The organism is Streptococcus sp. oral taxon 061, from assembly GCF_964211575.1.
Lineage (GTDB): Bacteria > Bacillota > Bacilli > Lactobacillales > Streptococcaceae > Streptococcus.
Genome location: NZ_CAXOQQ010000004.1, coordinates 22,244 through 40,427 on the forward strand (window position 1 = coordinate 22,244; position 18,184 = coordinate 40,427).

General features: G+C 40.4%; 15 protein-coding genes, 2 tRNA genes and 1 pseudogene. 17 read left to right on the forward strand and 1 reads right to left on the reverse strand.

The features are described 5' to 3' along the window. Positions 1–105 precede the first annotated feature (105 nt). The 3 genes from AB8E63_RS03945 to AB8E63_RS03955 are packed head-to-tail and all read left to right on the forward strand — an operon-like array spanning position 106 to position 3,651. On the forward strand, positions 106–1,641 hold the full coding sequence (locus tag AB8E63_RS03945) for an ABC transporter ATP-binding protein (RefSeq protein WP_368910046.1): 1,536 nt from the start codon (positions 106–108) through the stop codon (positions 1,639–1,641). Then, positions 1,634–2,692: an ABC transporter permease gene (locus tag AB8E63_RS03950; RefSeq protein WP_368910047.1), complete on the forward strand. Its 1,059-nt coding sequence runs from the start codon at positions 1,634–1,636 to the stop codon at positions 2,690–2,692. The genes AB8E63_RS03945 and AB8E63_RS03950 overlap by 8 nt, the downstream gene beginning before the upstream one ends. A gap of 2 nt (positions 2,693–2,694) precedes the next feature. Then, positions 2,695–3,651 carry an ABC transporter permease gene (locus AB8E63_RS03955; RefSeq protein WP_045615115.1) on the forward strand — a complete coding sequence of 319 codons (957 nt, stop codon included), beginning with the start codon at positions 2,695–2,697 and terminating at the stop codon, positions 3,649–3,651. 30 nt (positions 3,652–3,681) lie between these two features. Here the strand turns inward: AB8E63_RS03955 and plsY are convergent, their stop codons facing one another. Beyond that, positions 3,682–4,323, reverse strand: a complete 642-nt coding sequence (gene plsY, locus AB8E63_RS03960) for a glycerol-3-phosphate 1-O-acyltransferase PlsY (protein WP_368910048.1) — start codon at positions 4,321–4,323, stop codon at positions 3,682–3,684. 180 nt (positions 4,324–4,503) lie between these two features. Between plsY and parE the strand changes: the two genes are divergently transcribed. The 14 genes and pseudogenes from parE (at position 4,504) to rpsA (ending at position 18,176) form a co-directional block, all read left to right on the forward strand. After that, positions 4,504–6,447, forward strand: coding sequence for a DNA topoisomerase IV subunit B (parE, locus tag AB8E63_RS03965; RefSeq protein ID WP_368910049.1), 1,944 nt, complete (start codon positions 4,504–4,506; stop codon positions 6,445–6,447). 264 nt (positions 6,448–6,711) lie between these two features. Further along, a pseudogene (locus tag AB8E63_RS03970) lies at positions 6,712–6,813 on the forward strand (YkvA family protein); the annotation flags it as partial. 190 nt (positions 6,814–7,003) lie between these two features. After that, positions 7,004–7,480, forward strand: coding sequence for a hypothetical protein (locus AB8E63_RS03975; protein WP_368910050.1), 477 nt, complete (start codon positions 7,004–7,006; stop codon positions 7,478–7,480). Next, positions 7,470–8,285 carry an aminoglycoside 6-adenylyltransferase gene (locus tag AB8E63_RS03980; protein WP_368910051.1) on the forward strand — a complete coding sequence of 272 codons (816 nt, stop codon included), beginning with the start codon at positions 7,470–7,472 and terminating at the stop codon, positions 8,283–8,285. Before AB8E63_RS03975 ends, AB8E63_RS03980 begins: the two co-directional genes overlap by 11 nt. A 35-nt stretch (positions 8,286–8,320) precedes the next feature. Beyond that, complete coding sequence (gene parC, locus AB8E63_RS03985; RefSeq protein WP_368910052.1) at positions 8,321–10,798, forward strand: DNA topoisomerase IV subunit A; 2,478 nt, start codon at positions 8,321–8,323, stop codon at positions 10,796–10,798. A gap of 130 nt (positions 10,799–10,928) precedes the next feature. Continuing rightward, entirely contained in the window at positions 10,929–11,951 is a 1,023-nt protein-coding gene (locus AB8E63_RS03990) for a branched-chain amino acid aminotransferase (protein WP_368910053.1), read from the forward strand. 21 nt (positions 11,952–11,972) lie between these two features. Next, positions 11,973–13,940, forward strand: a complete 1,968-nt coding sequence (locus AB8E63_RS03995; protein WP_368910054.1) for a peptide ABC transporter substrate-binding protein — start codon at positions 11,973–11,975, stop codon at positions 13,938–13,940. 31 nt (positions 13,941–13,971) lie between these two features. Beyond that, a complete protein-coding gene (locus tag AB8E63_RS04000; RefSeq protein WP_368910055.1) occupies positions 13,972–14,661 on the forward strand; it encodes a 5-oxoproline transporter, DUF969 family subunit in 690 nt (229 codons plus the stop codon). Beyond that, a complete protein-coding gene (locus AB8E63_RS04005; RefSeq protein WP_368910056.1) occupies positions 14,658–15,581 on the forward strand; it encodes a DUF979 domain-containing protein in 924 nt (307 codons plus the stop codon). Before AB8E63_RS04000 ends, AB8E63_RS04005 begins: the two co-directional genes overlap by 4 nt. 13 nt (positions 15,582–15,594) lie before the next feature. Further along, positions 15,595–16,239, forward strand: coding sequence for a pyroglutamyl-peptidase I (pcp, locus tag AB8E63_RS04010; protein ID WP_368910057.1), 645 nt, complete (start codon positions 15,595–15,597; stop codon positions 16,237–16,239). Positions 16,240–16,373: 134 nt separating this feature from the next. Next, positions 16,374–16,604 carry a DUF2969 domain-containing protein gene (locus AB8E63_RS04015; RefSeq protein WP_368910059.1) on the forward strand — a complete coding sequence of 77 codons (231 nt, stop codon included), beginning with the start codon at positions 16,374–16,376 and terminating at the stop codon, positions 16,602–16,604. Between the two features lie 49 nt (positions 16,605–16,653). Further along, a tRNA-Tyr gene (locus AB8E63_RS04020) sits at positions 16,654–16,734 on the forward strand. 9 nt (positions 16,735–16,743) lie between these two features. Continuing rightward, a tRNA-Gln gene (locus AB8E63_RS04025) sits at positions 16,744–16,815 on the forward strand. A gap of 158 nt (positions 16,816–16,973) precedes the next feature. Beyond that, entirely contained in the window at positions 16,974–18,176 is a 1,203-nt protein-coding gene (gene rpsA, locus AB8E63_RS04030) for a 30S ribosomal protein S1 (RefSeq protein ID WP_004253232.1), read from the forward strand. The last annotated feature ends 8 nt before the right edge of the window (positions 18,177–18,184 follow it).

Genomic DNA, 18,184 nt, shown 5'->3' on the forward strand with positions numbered 1-18,184 from the left:
CCGCTTCTTTAAGAATTGAGACAAATGGTTTTGTCTCAATAGAGCTTGCTAAGTTTCTTTAGCAGGTTTTATTGAAATAAAATATAATTCTGAAAGGAAGAGCACATGGCACACGAAAATGTCATTGAGATGCGTGAAATTACCAAAGTTTTTGGTGAATTTGTCGCTAACGACAAGATTAACCTTGAACTTCGTAAAGGTGAAATTCATGCACTTTTAGGAGAAAATGGAGCTGGTAAGTCCACTCTTATGAACATGCTAGCGGGGCTTCTAGAACCAACTAGTGGTGAAATTGTGGTCAACGGTCAAGTTGTAAAGCTAGATTCGCCATCAAAAGCGGCTAGCTTAGGAATTGGGATGGTCCACCAACACTTTATGTTGGTAGAAGCTTTCACTGTTGCTGAAAATATCATTTTGGGGAGTGAATTGACCAAAAATGGTGTGCTAGATATTGCTCGTGCAACTCGAGAAATCAATGAGTTGTCTGAACGTTATGGTCTTGCTGTGGATCCTTCTGCCAAAGTTGCAGACATCTCTGTCGGCGCTCAACAACGTGTTGAAATCCTAAAGACACTTTATCGTGGAGCTGATATTCTTATCTTTGACGAACCTACTGCTGTTTTGACGCCATCAGAAATTGATGAGTTGATGGCTATCATGAAGAACTTGGTTAAAGAAGGTAAATCAATTATCTTGATTACCCATAAGTTGGATGAGATTCGTGCTGTATCAGATCGTGTTACAGTTATCCGTCGTGGTAAATCTATTGAAACAGTTGAGATTGCTGGTGCGACTAATGCTGACTTAGCTGAGATGATGGTAGGACGTTCTGTTTCCTTTAAAACTGAGAAACAGGAAGCTCAACCTAAAGAAGTTATTCTGTCTATTAAAGACCTAGTAGTAAACGAAAACCGTGGTGTTCCTGCTGTTAAAAATCTCTCAATCGATGTTCGAGCTGGTGAGATTGTCGGAATTGCCGGTATTGATGGAAATGGTCAATCTGAATTAATCCAAGCTATCACTGGTCTTCGTAAGATTGAGTCTGGTAGCGTGGAGTTGAAAGGCCAGTCTATCGTAGGTTTACACCCTCGTCAAATTACAGAAATGAGTGTAGGCCACGTTCCAGAAGATCGCCACCGTGATGGTTTAGTTTTAGAAATGATGATTTCTGAAAATATCGCTCTTCAAACCTACTATAAGGAACCTCTTAGCAAGAAGGGAATCTTAAATTACACCAATATCATCGGGTACGCTAAACAGTTAATGCAAGAATTCGATGTGCGGGCTGCTAGTGAGATTGTTCCAGCATCAGCTCTTTCTGGAGGAAATCAACAAAAAGCAATTATCGCTCGAGAAGTCGACCGAAATCCTGATCTCCTAATCGTCAGTCAACCTACTCGTGGTTTGGACGTCGGTGCCATTGAGTATATTCACAAACGCTTGATTCAAGAACGTGATAATGGGAAAGCTGTCCTTGTAGTCAGCTTTGAACTAGATGAGATTCTAAATGTCTCTGATAGAATTGCTGTTATCCATGATGGTAAGATTCAAGGGATTGTAACACCAGAAACAACCAACAAGCAAGAGCTTGGTGTCTTGATGGCTGGTGGTGAATTGGAAAAGGAGAAGAGTGATGTCTAAAAAATTACAACAAATTTCGGTTCCTTTGATTTCTGTTATTTTAGGAATTCTACTCGGAGCCATCGTCATGTGGATTTTCGGCTACGATGCTATCTGGGGCTATGAAGAACTGTTCTACACAGCATTTGGTAGTGTTCGTGGAATCGGTGAAATCTTCCGTGCTATGGGACCTTTAATTCTGATTGCCCTTGGATTTGCAGTTGCAAGTCGTGCTGGTTTCTTTAACGTTGGTCTTCCAGGACAAGCTCTCGCAGGTTGGATTATGAGTGGCTGGTTCGCTCTCTCTTTCCCAGATTTGCCACGACCATTGATGATTCTTGCGACGATTGTAATTGCCTTAGTTGCAGGAGGGATCGTTGGTGCTATTCCTGGTATCTTAAGAGCCTACCTTGGGACATCTGAAGTTATTGTAACCATCATGATGAACTACATTGTTCTTTATGTAGGAAATGCCTTTATTCATCACTTCCCTAAAGAAATCATGCAAAGTACTGACTCATCCATTCGAGTAAGTGCAAATGCAACCTATCAGACACCATGGCTTGCTGAGTTAACTGGAAACTCTCGTATGAACATTGGAATTTTCTTTGCTATCATAGCAGTTGCAGTTATCTGGTTCTTGCTCAAGAAAACAACTCTTGGTTTTGAAATCCGTGCAGTTGGTCTCAATCCAAATGCTTCTGAATACGCAGGTATTTCAGCGAAACGCACCATTATTCTATCAATGATTATTTCTGGTGCCCTTGCAGGACTTGGTGGCGCAGTAGAAGGACTTGGTACCTTCCAAAACGTTTATGTTCAAGGTTCATCATTGGCAATCGGATTTAACGGTATGGCAGTAAGCCTACTTGCTTCAAACTCACCAGTTGGAATTCTATTTGCAGCCTTCCTTTTCAGTGTTCTTCAAGTTGGAGCCCCTGGTATGAATGCTGCACAAGTACCATCTGAGCTTGTAAGTATCGTTACAGCCTCAATTATCTTCTTTGTCAGCGTTCACTACATCATCGAACGCTTTGTCAAACCAAGAAAGCAACTTAAAGGAGGTAAATAAGGATGTCGATTACAACAATGTTAACCCTTATGGTTTCTTCGATGTTGATTTACGCAGCACCACTTATTTTCACAAGTATCGGAGGAGTTTTCTCAGAACGTGGTGGAGTTGTTAACGTTGGTCTTGAAGGAATCATGGTCATGGGTGCCTTTTCTGGAGTTGTTTTTAACCTTGAATTTGCTCAAGATTTGGGAGCATTAACTCCTTGGTTAGCTCTTCTAGTTGGTGGATTAGTAGGAGCTATCTTCTCGCTCATTCACGCAGTAGCTACAGTTCATTTCCGTGCAGACCATGTTGTCAGTGGTACTGTGCTGAACTTGATGGCGCCAGCCTTGGCGGTTTTCTTGGTGAAGGTGCTTTATAATAAGGGACAAACGGATAACTTAACGCAAACTTTTGGTCGTTTTGACTTCCCGGTATTGGCTAATATCCCTGTTATCGGAGATATCTTCTTCAAGTCAACTAGTCTACTAGGTTACCTAGCAATTGCTTTCTCATTCCTAGCTTGGTTTATCCTCTTTAAGACTCGCTTTGGACTTCGCCTTCGTTCAGTTGGTGAACACCCACAAGCAGCAGATACTTTGGGTATCAATGTCTACAAGATGAGATATCTTGGAGTAGTGATTTCAGGCTTCCTTGGAGGAATTGGTGGAGCTATTTACGCTCAGTCAATCTCCGTCAACTTCTCAGTTACAACTATCGTAGGACCTGGATTTATCGCTCTTGCAGCCATGATCTTTGGTAAATGGAATCCTGTTGGTGCTATGCTTTCAAGTCTTTTCTTTGGGCTATCACAAAGTTTGGCAGTTATCGGTTCTCAGCTTCCATTCTTGCAAGGAGTACCAGCCGTTTACTTGCAAATCGCACCATATCTCTTGACTATTGTCGTCCTAGCAGCCTTCTTTGGTAAAGCTGTTGCGCCGAAGGCAGATGGTATCAACTATATCAAGTCTAAATAACATAAAAAAACGTCAGTTGAAACTGACGTTTTATTTTTTTGGTTCTTGGTGTGTGAGGTTTAAGCCCCAGGGAACAAGATTTTCTGTTTTATTACGAATACGATTGATATTATCTTTGTGGCGGATAATAATTAAACCTGCGAGAGCTAGGATAATCGCTACGAATAATAAATCGTAACTTGGCAGTAGGAAACCGATAAGCGGAAAGAGGATCACCCCAAGTACAGCAGCGAGAGCAGCAGTAACACTAGAGAGAGAAATCATGCTTCCTAGATATAGAGTTCCAAAGAAGACAACTGCTAGATAGAGGCAAAATAGAGGAGCAAATCCGAAAATGACTCCAGCACTAGTTGCGACAGCCTTTCCTCCCTTAAATCCTGCAAAAATTGGAAAAGTATGCCCAATCACAGCTAAAAGGCCAAAGACTAGAGGTGAAACTCCCTGCACATGGAAGATTAGTGGAAGTAAAGTGGCCAAAGTACCTTTAAAGAAGTCAATTACAAAGGTTGCCATTCCAGCTTTTTTGCCTAAGATTCGGAAGGTATTGGTCGTTCCAGTATTACCAGATCCATGTTCTCTTAGATTGATGTTAAAGAATATTTGTCCAATCCACAAGCCTGAAGGAATTGAACCCAATAAATAAGCTAAAATTAATAATACTATTGTCATCATGTTTCTATTATACCATGAATTAGGAGAGAAACGTAAGGAATCTTGTCTGGAATTGTGACATCTGAAATCTTAAATCTTGTTATTGAAAGATTAGACAATAGGAATCTACAATTAGAAAAACTTTGCAAAATCCCTAGAAAACCTGTAAAATAGTAAAGATGAACAAATAGGAGGTTCCTTGTGTCAAAAAAGGAAATCAATATTAACAATTATAATGATGATGCCATTCAGGTGCTAGAAGGGTTGGATGCGGTCCGTAAACGTCCAGGGATGTATATCGGATCGACCGACGGTGCTGGTCTCCACCACCTTGTCTGGGAAATCGTCGATAATGCTGTCGATGAGGCCTTGTCTGGATTTGGTGACCGGATCGATGTGACTATTAATAAAGACGGAAGTTTAATGGTTCAAGACCACGGACGTGGAATGCCGACTGGAATGCACGCTATGGGAATTCCAACGGTTGAGGTTATCTTTACCATCCTTCACGCCGGAGGAAAATTCGGTCAGGGTGGTTATAAGACATCAGGAGGTCTCCACGGGGTTGGATCTTCTGTCGTCAATGCCCTCTCTAGTTGGTTAGAGGTAGAAATTACTCGTGATGGAGCAGTTTATAGACAACGTTTTGAAAATGGAGGCAAGCCAGTTACCACTTTAGAAAAGGTTGGAACTGCACCTAAGTCTAAGACAGGTACCAAAGTGACCTTCATGCCAGATGCCAGTATCTTTTCTACGATAGACTTTAAGTACAATACCATTTCAGAACGACTCAATGAGTCAGCCTTCCTCTTGAAAAATGTGACCTTGTCATTGACAGACAAACGAACAGATGAAGCGATAGAGTTCCATTATGAGAACGGGGTACAAGACTTTGTTTCTTACCTCAATGAAGACAAGGAAACCTTGACGCCAGTCCTATACTTTGAAGGGGAAGACAATGGTTTCCAAGTAGAAGTAGCCCTCCAGTACAATGATGGATTTTCAGATAATATCTTGTCCTTTGTCAATAACGTTCGTACTAAGGACGGTGGAACGCACGAGACAGGACTCAAGTCTGCCATTACCAAGGTCATGAATGACTACGCTCGTAAGACAGGTCTTCTCAAGGAAAAAGATAAAAACCTTGAAGGTTCAGACTATCGTGAGGGATTAGCGGCCGTTCTTTCTATCTTAGTTCCGGAAGAACACCTCCAGTTTGAGGGACAGACCAAGGACAAACTTGGAAGTCCACTAGCTCGCCCGATTGTTGATAGCATTGTTGCTGAAAAACTGACCTTCTTCCTTATGGAAAATGGGGAATTAGCTTCAAATCTGATTCGTAAAGCTATCAAGGCGCGTGATGCTCGTGAAGCAGCTCGTAAGGCACGTGATGAGAGCCGTAATGGCAAAAAGAATAAGAAAGACAAGGGATTGCTTTCAGGTAAATTAACGCCAGCCCAGTCTAAAAATCCAGCTAAGAACGAGCTCTACCTAGTCGAGGGTGATTCTGCCGGTGGATCTGCCAAACAAGGCCGTGATCGTAAGTTCCAGGCTATTTTGCCTCTTCGTGGTAAGGTCATCAATACAGCCAAGGCCAAGATGGCAGATATCCTCAAAAATGAAGAAATCAATACCATGATTTATACTATCGGTGCGGGTGTGGGAGCAGACTTCTCTATTGAAGATGCTAACTATGACAAGATCATTATCATGACCGATGCCGACACCGACGGTGCCCACATCCAGACTCTTCTCTTGACCTTCTTTTACCGTTACATGCGTCCGCTAGTCGAGGCAGGACATGTCTATATCGCCCTTCCGCCTCTTTACAAGATGTCCAAAGGAAAAGGCAAGAAAGAAGAAGTGGCCTATGCTTGGACGGACGGTGAGCTAGAAGAACTCCGCAAGCAGTTTGGCAAAGGAGCTACCCTCCAACGATATAAAGGTCTTGGTGAGATGAATGCGGACCAACTCTGGGAGACAACTATGAACCCAGAAACTCGTACCCTAATCCGTGTCACGATTGAAGACTTGGCACGTGCAGAACGTCGTGTCAATGTCTTAATGGGTGATAAGGTTGAACCACGTCGTAAGTGGATTGAAGATAATGTCAAATTTACGCTAGAAGAAGCGACTGTGTTTTAAAATTAGGATATAAATACAAATGGAGGACCAAATATGTCTGAAAATCTAAGTGAAGAGCAAGTTAAAGAAGCTCTTGAAAGTGGCTATGCGCAATCTGAGGCCTTATTAAACGATAAAGATGAATTAGATGATTTTTTGTATCATTTAGAGCAAAAAATTAAGGAAATACCAAATGTTGGTGAACAATTATCGATGGTTCCAGTTATGATTTCCTTAGTGAAGAATTATGTTCAAGGCAAATATACGACTGTTCCTTATGGAACTATTTTGGCTATTTTAAGTGCATTAATTTATCTTTTATCTCAGATAGATTTGATTCCAGATTTCTTACCAGGTATAGGCTACTTGGATGATATGGCTGTTGTAGGATTTTGTATAACAATGGTTAAAACGGATATCGAGTCTTATGATGTATGGCGTCAAGCTCAAGGGTTAATTTAATTAAATCATTCTTCTAAATAATTTTTGCTCTCTAAAAGAGGTATACATCATGATAAGTGTTTTGTTCGATACTCCTTTTCTTGTGATAGTCCTGGTTCTAGGAGCAGTTACGTATATGATTGCTAAACCAGGAAAACCTGAAAAAATTCGCTTTCTTGAATTCTTACTACTAACTATAGTAACAACAGGTGTCTTTTTATTTGATAACCCTTTAAGGTCTAATCCTTATGCAGGTTTGCTCTTCTATGTTTTTGACTTTTATATTTTTACACCAGTGAGCCTTGCTTTTGGATTCACAGCTATTTATAAGAGCAATAAACATCTCAAACATTATCCTAGTGGTTACTCAAAATTTCTTAAGATAAATGCCTGGTTTTTAGCAATATTTTCGATTATTAACTTCCTCTTTTTAATGCTGACTGAAGAAATGGGAATTCTATTTCTATTACCACTTTTTGGGATCAGTTCAATTATCCAATTTATAGTCGGAGAGTTAGAAAGAAAAAGAGTTCAAAAGCTTCTTCAGCAAAGAAAAGAAGATGCTGTTATTCAGAACATAGAGACCACTGAGGAAGAACCACATGAGAACTGACCAGGAAATGCTTGAACTGATTTTAGAAACAGCTAAAAAGTTACAAGTTGATGCTGTGGCTCTATCTGGTTCACGGACTGATTCAAAAGCCCAAAAAGATAAATTTCAAGACTATGATGTTGTCTATGTCGTAGATAATTTAGATAATCTAACGAGTGACCTTGCTTGGTTGGACCAGTTTGGTACACGTATCATTGAGCAACATAATATCCTAGGCCATCGCCGTCTCTATCTCATGCTCTTTGAAGATGGTAACCGTATAGATTTGACTTTATGTCCTAAAGAGTATATCAAGGAGTGGGTAGAAAGCGAAGCGGATTTCACGGTGCTAGAGGACACTATGGGCTTGTTTACGCCTTATTCTCCAAATCCTCAGCGCTACTGGACAAGTCTAGCTACTGAGAAGGATTTTAAAAAAGTCTGCAATGAATTTTGGTGGGTTTCCGCATATGTAGTGAAGGGCATTTGTCGTAAGCAAGTCATCTATGCGACAGACCATCTCTACGGTATTTGTCAGCAAGAACTCTTGAAAATCTTAGCTTGGCAGGTAGCAAGTGATAGGGGAGCAGTTGATATCGGAAAAAACTACAAGTATCTCTTTCACTATTTGCCTGCAAAGAAGGAGAAGGAGTTCTATGCACTCCTTGATCTATCTAGTATAGAGAAAATCAGTCAGTCTTTATTGGCTACTATGAGTCTCTTTCATAGAGAAGCGCAAGATTTAGCCAATGAGATGGGCTTTGACTATGATAAGGAAGTGGCTGAAAAGATGATTAAGTATGCTAAAGAGAGGCTTGGCTTCTAATTATTATTAAACAGAAAAATAAAAAGAGAATTATTATGTCTAACATTCAAAATATGTCCCTTGAGGACATCATGGGAGAGCGCTTTGGTCGCTACTCCAAATATATCATTCAAGACCGAGCTTTGCCAGATATTCGTGATGGCTTGAAGCCGGTTCAGCGCCGTATTCTTTATTCGATGAATAAGGATGGCAATACTTTTGATAAGAGTTATCGTAAATCAGCCAAGTCTGTCGGAAACATCATGGGTAATTTCCACCCACACGGAGATTATTCTATCTATGATGCCATGGTCCGTATGTCTCAAGACTGGAAAAACCGTGAGATTCTGGTTGAAATGCATGGTAACAATGGTTCCATGGACGGAGATCCACCTGCGGCTATGCGTTATACAGAGGCCCGTTTGTCTGAGATTGCAGGCTATCTTCTTCAGGATATCGAGAAAAAGACAGTTCCTTTTGCTTGGAACTTTGACGATACGGAGAAAGAGCCAACTGTCTTACCAGCAGCATTTCCAAACCTCTTAGTCAATGGTTCAACCGGGATTTCAGCTGGTTATGCCACAGATATTCCACCGCATAATTTGTCTGAAGTTATCGATGCGACAGTCTACATGATTGATCATCCGACTGCCAACGTAGATAAGTTGATGGAATTCTTGCCTGGGCCAGATTTCCCTACTGGTGCCATTATCCAAGGCCGTGACGAAATCAAGAAGGCCTATGAAACTGGTAAAGGGCGCGTGGTCGTTCGTTCCAAGACTGAAATTGAGAAGTTAAAAGGTGGTAAGGAACAAATCGTTATCACTGAGATTCCTTATGAAATCAATAAGGCTAACTTGGTCAAGAAAATCGATGAAGTTCGTGTCAATAACAAGGTGGCAGGTATCGCTGAGGTTCGGGATGAGTCTGACCGTGATGGTCTTCGCATCGCTATAGAACTAAAAAAAGATGCGAACACGGAACTTGTTCTCAACTACCTTTTCAAGTACACTGACTTGCAAATCAACTACAACTTCAACATGGTTGCGATTGACAATTTTACGCCTCGCCAGGTTGGAATTGTACCAATCTTGTCTAGTTATATCGCCCACCGTCGTGAAGTTATCTTGGCGCGTTCTCGCTTTGACAAGGAAAAGGCTGAAAAACGTCTCCATATCGTGGAAGGTTTGATTCGCGTTATCTCGATTTTGGATGAAGTCATTGCCCTTATTCGTGCTTCTGAGAATAAGGCTGATGCAAAGGAAAACCTCAAGGTCAGCTATGAATTTACCGAAGAACAGGCTGAAGCAATCGTTACCTTGCAACTGTATCGTTTGACCAATACAGACGTTGTTGTCTTGCAGGAAGAAGAAGCAGAACTTCGTGAAAAGATTGCTATGCTTGCGGCTATCATCGGTGACGAACGAACCATGTACAATCTCATGAAGAAAGAACTTCGTGAGGTCAAGAAGAAATTTGCGACTCCACGTTTGAGTACTTTAGAAGATACAGCAAAAGTCATCGAGATTGATACAGCTAGTCTAATCGCTGAAGAAGATACTTACGTTAGCGTGACGAAGGCAGGTTACATCAAGCGTACTAGTCCTCGTTCTTTCGCAGCTTCGACCTTAGAGGAGATTGGGAAACGAGATGACGACCGATTACTATTTGTACAATCTGTCAAAACTACTCAACATCTCTTGATATTTACAACCCTAGGAAATGTCATCTACCGCCCTATCCATGAATTAGCAGATATTCGTTGGAAGGATATCGGGGAGCACTTGAGTCAAACGATTACCAACTTTGAAACCAATGAAGAAGTGCTCTATGTTGAAGTTGTGGATCAGTTTGAGGATGCGACAACCTACTTTGCAGCGACTCACCTTGGACAAATCAAACGTGTAGAACGTAAAGAATTCTCTCCATGGAGAACCTACCGTTCTAAATCTGTTAAGTTCGCTAAGTTGAAAGACGATAGTGATCAAATTGTAGCGGTTGCACCAATCAAGCTTGATGATGTTCTATTAATCAGTAAAAATGGCTATGCTCTTCGCTTTAATATCGAAGAGGTTCCAGTTGTAGGAGCTAAGGCTGCAGGGGTCAAAGCCATGAACTTGAAAGCAGATGATGAGCTTCAATCTGCCTTTATCTGCAATACTTCATCCTTCTATCTGTTAACGCAACGTGGAAGTTTGAAACGTGTTTCAACAGAGGAAATTCCAGCAACCAGTCGTGCTAAGCGTGGTCTTCAAGTTCTTAGAGAATTGAAGAGTAAACCACATCGCGTCTTCTTGGCCGGTGCAGTTTCTGAACAAGGATTTGTTGGAGATCTCTTTAGCACCGAAGTGGAAGACGGAGAACAAACTCTGGTTATCCAATCAAATAATGGAACGATTTATGAAGCAATTCTGCAAGATTTGAATCTATCAGAGCGCACAAGTAATGGAAGCTTTATCTCAGATACTATTTCAGACGAAGAAGTTTTCGATGCCTTCCTCAAAGAAGTCTTTAAAGAAGAAAAAGATAATTAAGAAGAAAATCAGTCCTAGTGACTGATTTTTTTATAAGTAAAATTTTCAGAAAATTACAAATAATACTTGAATTTTTAGGAGAATAGTGTAGAATAGAACACAAAGCTTGATTAGAATAAAGGAGATTGTCATGACAGTTACGATCGATTGGGAAAATCTCGGTTTTTCCTATATGAAACTACCTTATCGTTATATCGCTTATTTTAAAAATGGACAATGGACTCAGGGAGAATTAACAGAAGATGCAACCTTGCATATCTCAGAATCATCTCCAAGCCTTCACTATGGACAGCAAGCATTTGAAGGATTGAAAGCCTATCGTACAAAGGATGGCAGTATTCAACTCTTCCGTTCAGATGAAAATGCTAAACGACTCCAACGTACCTGTGATCGTCTATTGATGCCCCAAGTTTCAACAGAAATGTTTGTAGAGGCTTGTAAAGCAGTTGTTCGTGCTAATGAAGAATACGTACCACCTTACGGAACTGGTGGAACTCTTTATCTTCGTCCGCTCTTGATTGGTGTTGGAGATATCATTGGGGTAAAACCAGCCGAGGAGTATATTTTTACCATCTTTGCTATGCCAGTTGGAAATTACTTTAAGGGTGGATTGGTTCCAACAAACTTCTTGATTCAAGATGAGTATGACCGTGCTGCACCAAATGGAACAGGAGCTGCCAAGGTCGGTGGTAACTATGCAGCTAGTCTACTGCCTGGAAAAGTGGCTAAATCACGTCATTTCTCAGACGTTATTTATCTAGACCCATCAACCCACACTAAGATTGAAGAAGTTGGTTCAGCAAACTTCTTTGGAATTACAGCTGATAATGAGTTTGTAACCCCATTGAGTCCGTCAATTTTGCCATCGATTACCAAGTATTCATTGCTTTACTTGGCAGAGCATCGTTTAGGCTTGAAGCCTGTCGAGGGGGATGTACCAATTGATAGTCTGGATCGATTTGTAGAAGCAGGTGCCTGTGGAACAGCAGCAGTAATCTCACCTATTGGGGGAATCCAACACGGTGATGATTTCCATGTTTTCTACAGCGAAACAGAGGTTGGTCCAGTGACTCGTAAACTATACGATGAATTGACTGGTATCCAATTTGGTGACATTGAAGCACCAGAAGGCTGGATTGTAAAAGTAGATTAAACATTATTAAAGGAGATATTTATGAAAACGAAAAAGTGGATGTTAACAGCAGGAGTTGTCCTGAGTACAGCAGTTCTTCTTGTGGCTTGTGGTAAAGCTGATAAAGAAGCAGATGCACCTACAACCTTCTCTTATGTCTATGGAGTAGACCCATCATCTTTGGATTACAGTATTGCAACTCGTACTTCAACAACGGATATTATTGGTAACGTTGTTGATGGATTGTTGGAAAACGATGAATATGGGAATTTGGTTCCTTCACTAGCAGAAGACTGGAGTGTCTCACAAGACGGTTTGACTTATACTTATAAACTTCGTAAAGGAGTTAAATGGTATACCTCAGAGGGTGAAGAATACGCTGAAGTAACAGCGCATGACTTTGTTACAGGACTAAAACACGTAGCAGATGGTAAATCAGACGGTGTCACTCTTATTCAAAACTCCATTAAGGGCTTGAATGAATATATGACTGGTGAGACTAATGACTTCTCTACAGTTGGGGTTAAGGCATTGGATGACTACACAGTCCAGTATACTCTTAATGCACCTGAAAGTTTCTGGAATTCAAAAGTGACTTCAGCAACCATGTTGCCGGTAAACGAGGAATTCCTCAAAGCTTCAGGTAAGAACTACGGAGCAGTAAGTCCATCTGGAATTCTTTATAACGGTCCGTATATCCTGAAGACATTGACTTCAAAATCTTTAATCGAATACGAAAAGAACCCAAATTATTGGGATAAAGAGAAGGTTAAAATTGAGAAAGTAAAATTGACCTACTATGATGGTTCAGACCAAGAATCATTAATCCGTAGCTTCTCTTCAGGTGTTTATACAACAGCTCGTATCTTCCCAAGTAGCTCAAACTTTGCTTCTACATTGGAACAATACGGAGATAAAATCACATACAGTCCACAGGATTCAACTAGTTACTACTTTACCTTTAATGTAAACCGTCAATCATACAATAAGACAGCAAAAACAAGTGAAGAACAGAAAACTTCTACAAAAGAAGCGATGTTGAACAAGGACTTCCGTCAAGCAATCAACTTTGCCTTCAACCGTCATTCATATGCTGCACAGCTCAACGGTGAAGATGGTGCGGATAAGATTATTCGTAACAGCCTAGTTCCAGATAACTTTGTACAATCTGGCGGTAAAAACTTTGGTGACATCGCTCAAGCAGAATTGGTTAACTACGGTGACCAATGGAAAGGCGTTGAGCTTGTTGATGGAAAAGATACCATCTACAATCCTGATAAAGCCAAAACTTCATTTGAAAAAGCTAAGAAAGAATTGGAAGCAAAAGGTGTAACCTTCCCAATTCACTTGGATGTCCCAGTTGAACAAACAGATACCATTGCTGTTCAACAAAGCAATTCCTTTAAACAATCAATCGAGTCAACTCTTGGTTCTGAAAATGTCGTGATCGATGTTCTTCAGATGACTGATAACGAGAAGGAAAGTATTACATCTCAAGCACGTGTTCCTGCTCAGAAAGACTATGACTTGAATAGCACTGGTTGGGCTCCAAGCTATCAAGACCCAGCAAGTTATCTAAATATCATGGATCCTAAAACTGGTTCTGCTATGAAACACCTTGGTATTACGAAAGGTAAAGACAAGGAAGTAGTAGCTCAACTTGGTTTGGATGAATATAAGAAACTCTTGGATGATGCAGTTTCTGAGACAAATGACTTGGACAAGAGATATGAAAAATATGCCAAAGCTCAAGCATGGCTTACTGATAGTTCTCTCTTGATGCCGACAGCTTCATCAGGAGGCTCACCAGTAGTCAGCAACGTCGTTCCATTCTCTAAACCATACTCACAAGTAGGTATCAAGGGTGATCCATATATCTTCAAGGGCATGAAATTGCAAAAAGAGATTGTAACGGCTAAAGAATATCAAGCAGCTCTTGAAAAATGGCAAAAAGAGAAATTGGAATCAAACAATAAATACCAAAAAGAACTAGAAAGTCATGTCAAATAAACCATACTAGTATTTTGGAAAAGGGGCCTATATGGAATGGATTAAACTAATAGGAATAGTTATCATTGTGATTGGTTTTATCTATAAGTTAGATACCATTGCAACGGTAGTCTTAGCTAGTTTAGTTACAGCTCTAGTTTCTGGAGTTTCTCTTGTTGAGTTCTTGGAAATTTTAGGAAGAGAATTTAGCAATCAACGAGTTCTGACGATTTTTATGGTAACCTTACCCCTGGTAGGATTATCTGAAACTTTTGGCCTCAAGCAACGGTCGATTGACTTGATTCAAAAGATTAAAGGACTGACCGTAGGAAGTTTTTATACAATTTATTTCTTTTTTCGGGAACTCGACGGGTTCTTTGCCATTCGTATCGGAGGACATCCGCAGTTTGTGAGACCCTTAGTTCAACCCATGGGACAGGCAGCAGCAGAGTTACAATTAGGTAGAAAATTAACAGAGCAGGAAAGCGAAGCGCTAAAAGCGCGTGCAGCAGCAAATGATAATTTTGCAAATTTCTTTGCTCAGAATACTTTCGTTGGTGCAGGTGGTGTCCTCTTAGTTGGGGGCACTCTGGACCAATTAGGTTACGAAAGTAATTATGCAGGCATCGCTTCGGCTTCTCTGATTGTTGCAGGAGTTGCCTTGCTTGTGGTAGGACTGTACAATTACCTATTTGATAAAAAACTGCTAGCAAAAAAGCTTAGCAAAGGAAAAGAAGAATGACCGAACTAGCAAGACAGTTATTAGAGTTAACCTATATTGTGATTGGTTGTCAATTTCTTCATACGGCCTATTGTAGCTATAATGACAAAACAAACCCAGTTCGATATGGAACAGCTGGGTTTTGGGCTTTATTGGGCATCAGTTTTATTGGTGGTTCCTATCTACCGTCTCTCTATATTGGAGTAATCGTAGTGCTCTTAGCCCTACTGACGCTCTTTAAACAGGTTCGTATCGGAACCTTGCCGTCTCTGGATGAAGTCAAGGCAAAATTTGAAGCTAAACGATTGAAGAATAAAATTTTTATTCCGGTCATGCTGATGGCTTTGATTGCTTTGGTATTAGCAAAAGTGATTCCCGAGTTTAGTAAGATTGCTATCAGTCTTGCAGCATTTTTTGCAACCCTGTCTCTTCTTTTGATCACTAAAAGTCATCCTAAAAGCTTGTTGGTAGAAAACAATCGCATGGTTCAGCAAGTCTCAACTAGTGGGATTGTTCCTCAACTTTTAGGAGCTTTAGGTGCTATTTTTACTGTAGCTGGAGTTGGAGACTTAATTTCTCACTTGATAAGCGGTATAGTTCCTTCGGGCAGTCGTTTTATGGGTGTGTTAGCTTATGTCCTTGGGATGGTTCTATTCTCCATGATAATGGGTAATGTCTTTGCTGCTTTCACTGTTATTACTGTCGGGATTGGTGTTCCCTTTGTATTTGCCTTGGGAGCTGATCCAATCGTATCTGCTGCTCTAGCAATGACAGCTGGTTGCTGTGGGACCTTACTGACTCCAATGGCTGCTAACTTTAATGCATTACCGGCAGCACTTTTGGAGATGAAAGATCCAAATGGCGTTATCAAAGCGCAAGTAGGAGTGGCTGTTATCATGATAATCCTACATGTATTTTTAATGTACTATTTGGCGTTTTAGCAAAGGAAATAAAATGAAAATATTAGTAACAGGTTTTGATCCTTTCGGTGGTGAAAAGGTCAATCCAGCTCTGGAAGCAGTTAAATCATTACCGTCTGTAATTCATGGAGCGGAGATATGCTGGGTAGAGATTCCAACAGTCTTTTATAAATCAGCAGAGGTTTTAGAAGCAGAAATTGACCGGTATCAACCAGATGTGGTACTTTGCATCGGACAAGCAGGAGGTAGAGCTAGTTTAACTCCTGAACGAGTTGCCATCAATCAAGATGATGCAAGAATTCCAGATAACCAAGGGAATCAACCGATTGACACACCCATTCGCCTAGATGGAGAAGCTGCTTATTTTAGCACACTCCCTATCAAAGCAATGGTACAAGCCATAAAAGAGGAAGGACTACCAGCTTCAGTATCCAATTCAGCAGGAACTTTTGTTTGCAACCATTTGATGTATCAGGTTCTCTATTTAGCGGATAAGAAATTTCCCAATATGAGAGCAGGTTTTATGCATATTCCCTATAAGACCGAACAAGTGGTAAATAAGCCTAATACTGCATCCATGAATTTAGCTGATATCGTCAAAGGAATCGAAGCTGCGATTGGTGCTATCGTGGACTACAAAGATAAGGACTTGAAAATAGTTGGTGGAGCAACCCATTAATGGACTAAAATTCAAGGAAAAAATTTCTCTAGATGATTCAAGGAACTCTTTACCAAGATTAGCTTGGTAGAGAGTTTTTTCTTGCTAGATTAGGGAATTTCTTGTAAAATAGAAAAAGTGAAAAGAGGTATGGTATGAGTAAAAAAGATAAAAAAATTGAGATTCAGTTGTCAGATGCTAAAGTAGTAGTTGGAAAAGATAAGTACGATGGTTATACATTAACGATTGGTAAAAAATTGATTGGCGAAATTGCCGAACTAGATAACCAATTTGCTATTATAAAGAATGGAAATGTCGATAGTTTTTACAAAAATCTTGAAAAAGCTGTGGAAATATTGATTGAAAACTATAATTTAGCAAAATAGTGCTTGTTTTTTGCAATTTTTCATGATATAATAGATTTTGTTCATTATCGGAGAGATAGCGAAGAGGCTAAACGCGGCGGACTGTAAATCCGCTCCTTCGGGTTCGGGGGTTCGAATCCCTCTCTCTCCATTTCACTTTTGGGGTATAGCCAAGCGGTAAGGCAAGGGACTTTGACTCCCTCATGCGTTGGTTCGAATCCAGCTACCCCAGTTTCTAGGTAATAAATTCAAGATAAAAAGAAAAATATCTTAGGGTATTTTATTTTTATAATTGAAGGACGTTCGAGATATTCATGTCGTTGCGGGTGCTTAGGAAAAAAATTATAAGTATGTCAAGTTAAAAAACTTGATTGTTGGAGGATTTTTTAGATGAATGAATTTGAAGATTTGCTAAATAGCGTTAGCCAAGTTGAACCTGGTGATGTTGTTAGTGCTGAAGTATTGACAGTTGATGCTAATCAAGCTAACGTTGCAATCTCAGGAACTGGTGTTGAAGGTGTCTTGACTCTTCGCGAATTGACAAACGATCGCGATGCAGATATCAATGACTTTGTAAAAGTAGGTGAAGTATTTGACGTTCTTGTACTTCGTCAAGTAGTTGGTAAAGATACTGATACAGTAACATACCTTGTATCTAAAAAACGCCTTGAAGCTCGCAAAGCATGGGACAAGCTTGTAGGACGCGAAGAAGAAGTTGTTACAGTTAAAGGAACTCGCGCTGTTAAAGGTGGACTTTCAGTAGAATTTGAAGGTTTACGTGGATTTATCCCAGCTTCAATGTTGGATACTCGTTTCGTACGTAACACTGAGCGTTTTGTAGGTCAAGAATTTGAAGCTAAAATCAAAGAAGTTGATCCTAAAGAAAACCGCTTCATCCTTTCACGTCGTGAAGTTGTAGAAGCAGCTACTGCAGCAGCTCGTGCTGAAGTGTTCGGTAAATTGGCTGCTGGTGATGTAGTAACTGGTAAAGTTGCTCGTATCACAAGCTTCGGTGCTTTCATCGATCTTGGTGGTGTTGATGGATTGGTTCACTTGACTGAATTGTCACACGAACGTAACGTTTCACCAAAATCAGTTGTAACTGTTGGTGAAGAAGTTGAAGTGAAAATCCTTGATCTTAACGAAGAAGAAGGACGTGTATCACTTTCACTTAAAGCAACAACACCTGGACCATGGGATGGCGTTGAGCAAAAATTGGCTAAAGGTGACGTTGTAGAAGGAACAGTTAAACGTTTGACTGACTTCGGTGCATTTGTTGAAGTATTGCCAGGTATCGATGGACTTGTTCACGTATCACAAATTTCACACAAACGTATTGAAAATCCAAAAGAAGCTCTTACAGTTGGTCAAGAAGTTACTGTTAAAGTTCTTGATGTTAATGCTGATGCAGAACGCGTTTCACTTTCTATCAAAGCTCTTGAAGAACGTCCAGCTCAAGAAGAAGGACAAAACGAAGAAAAACGTGCTCCACGTCCACGTCGTCCAAAACGTCAAGAAAAACGTGACTTTGAACTTCCAGAAACACAAACTGGATTCTCAATGGCTGACTTGTTCGGAGACATCGAACTTTAATCAATCAG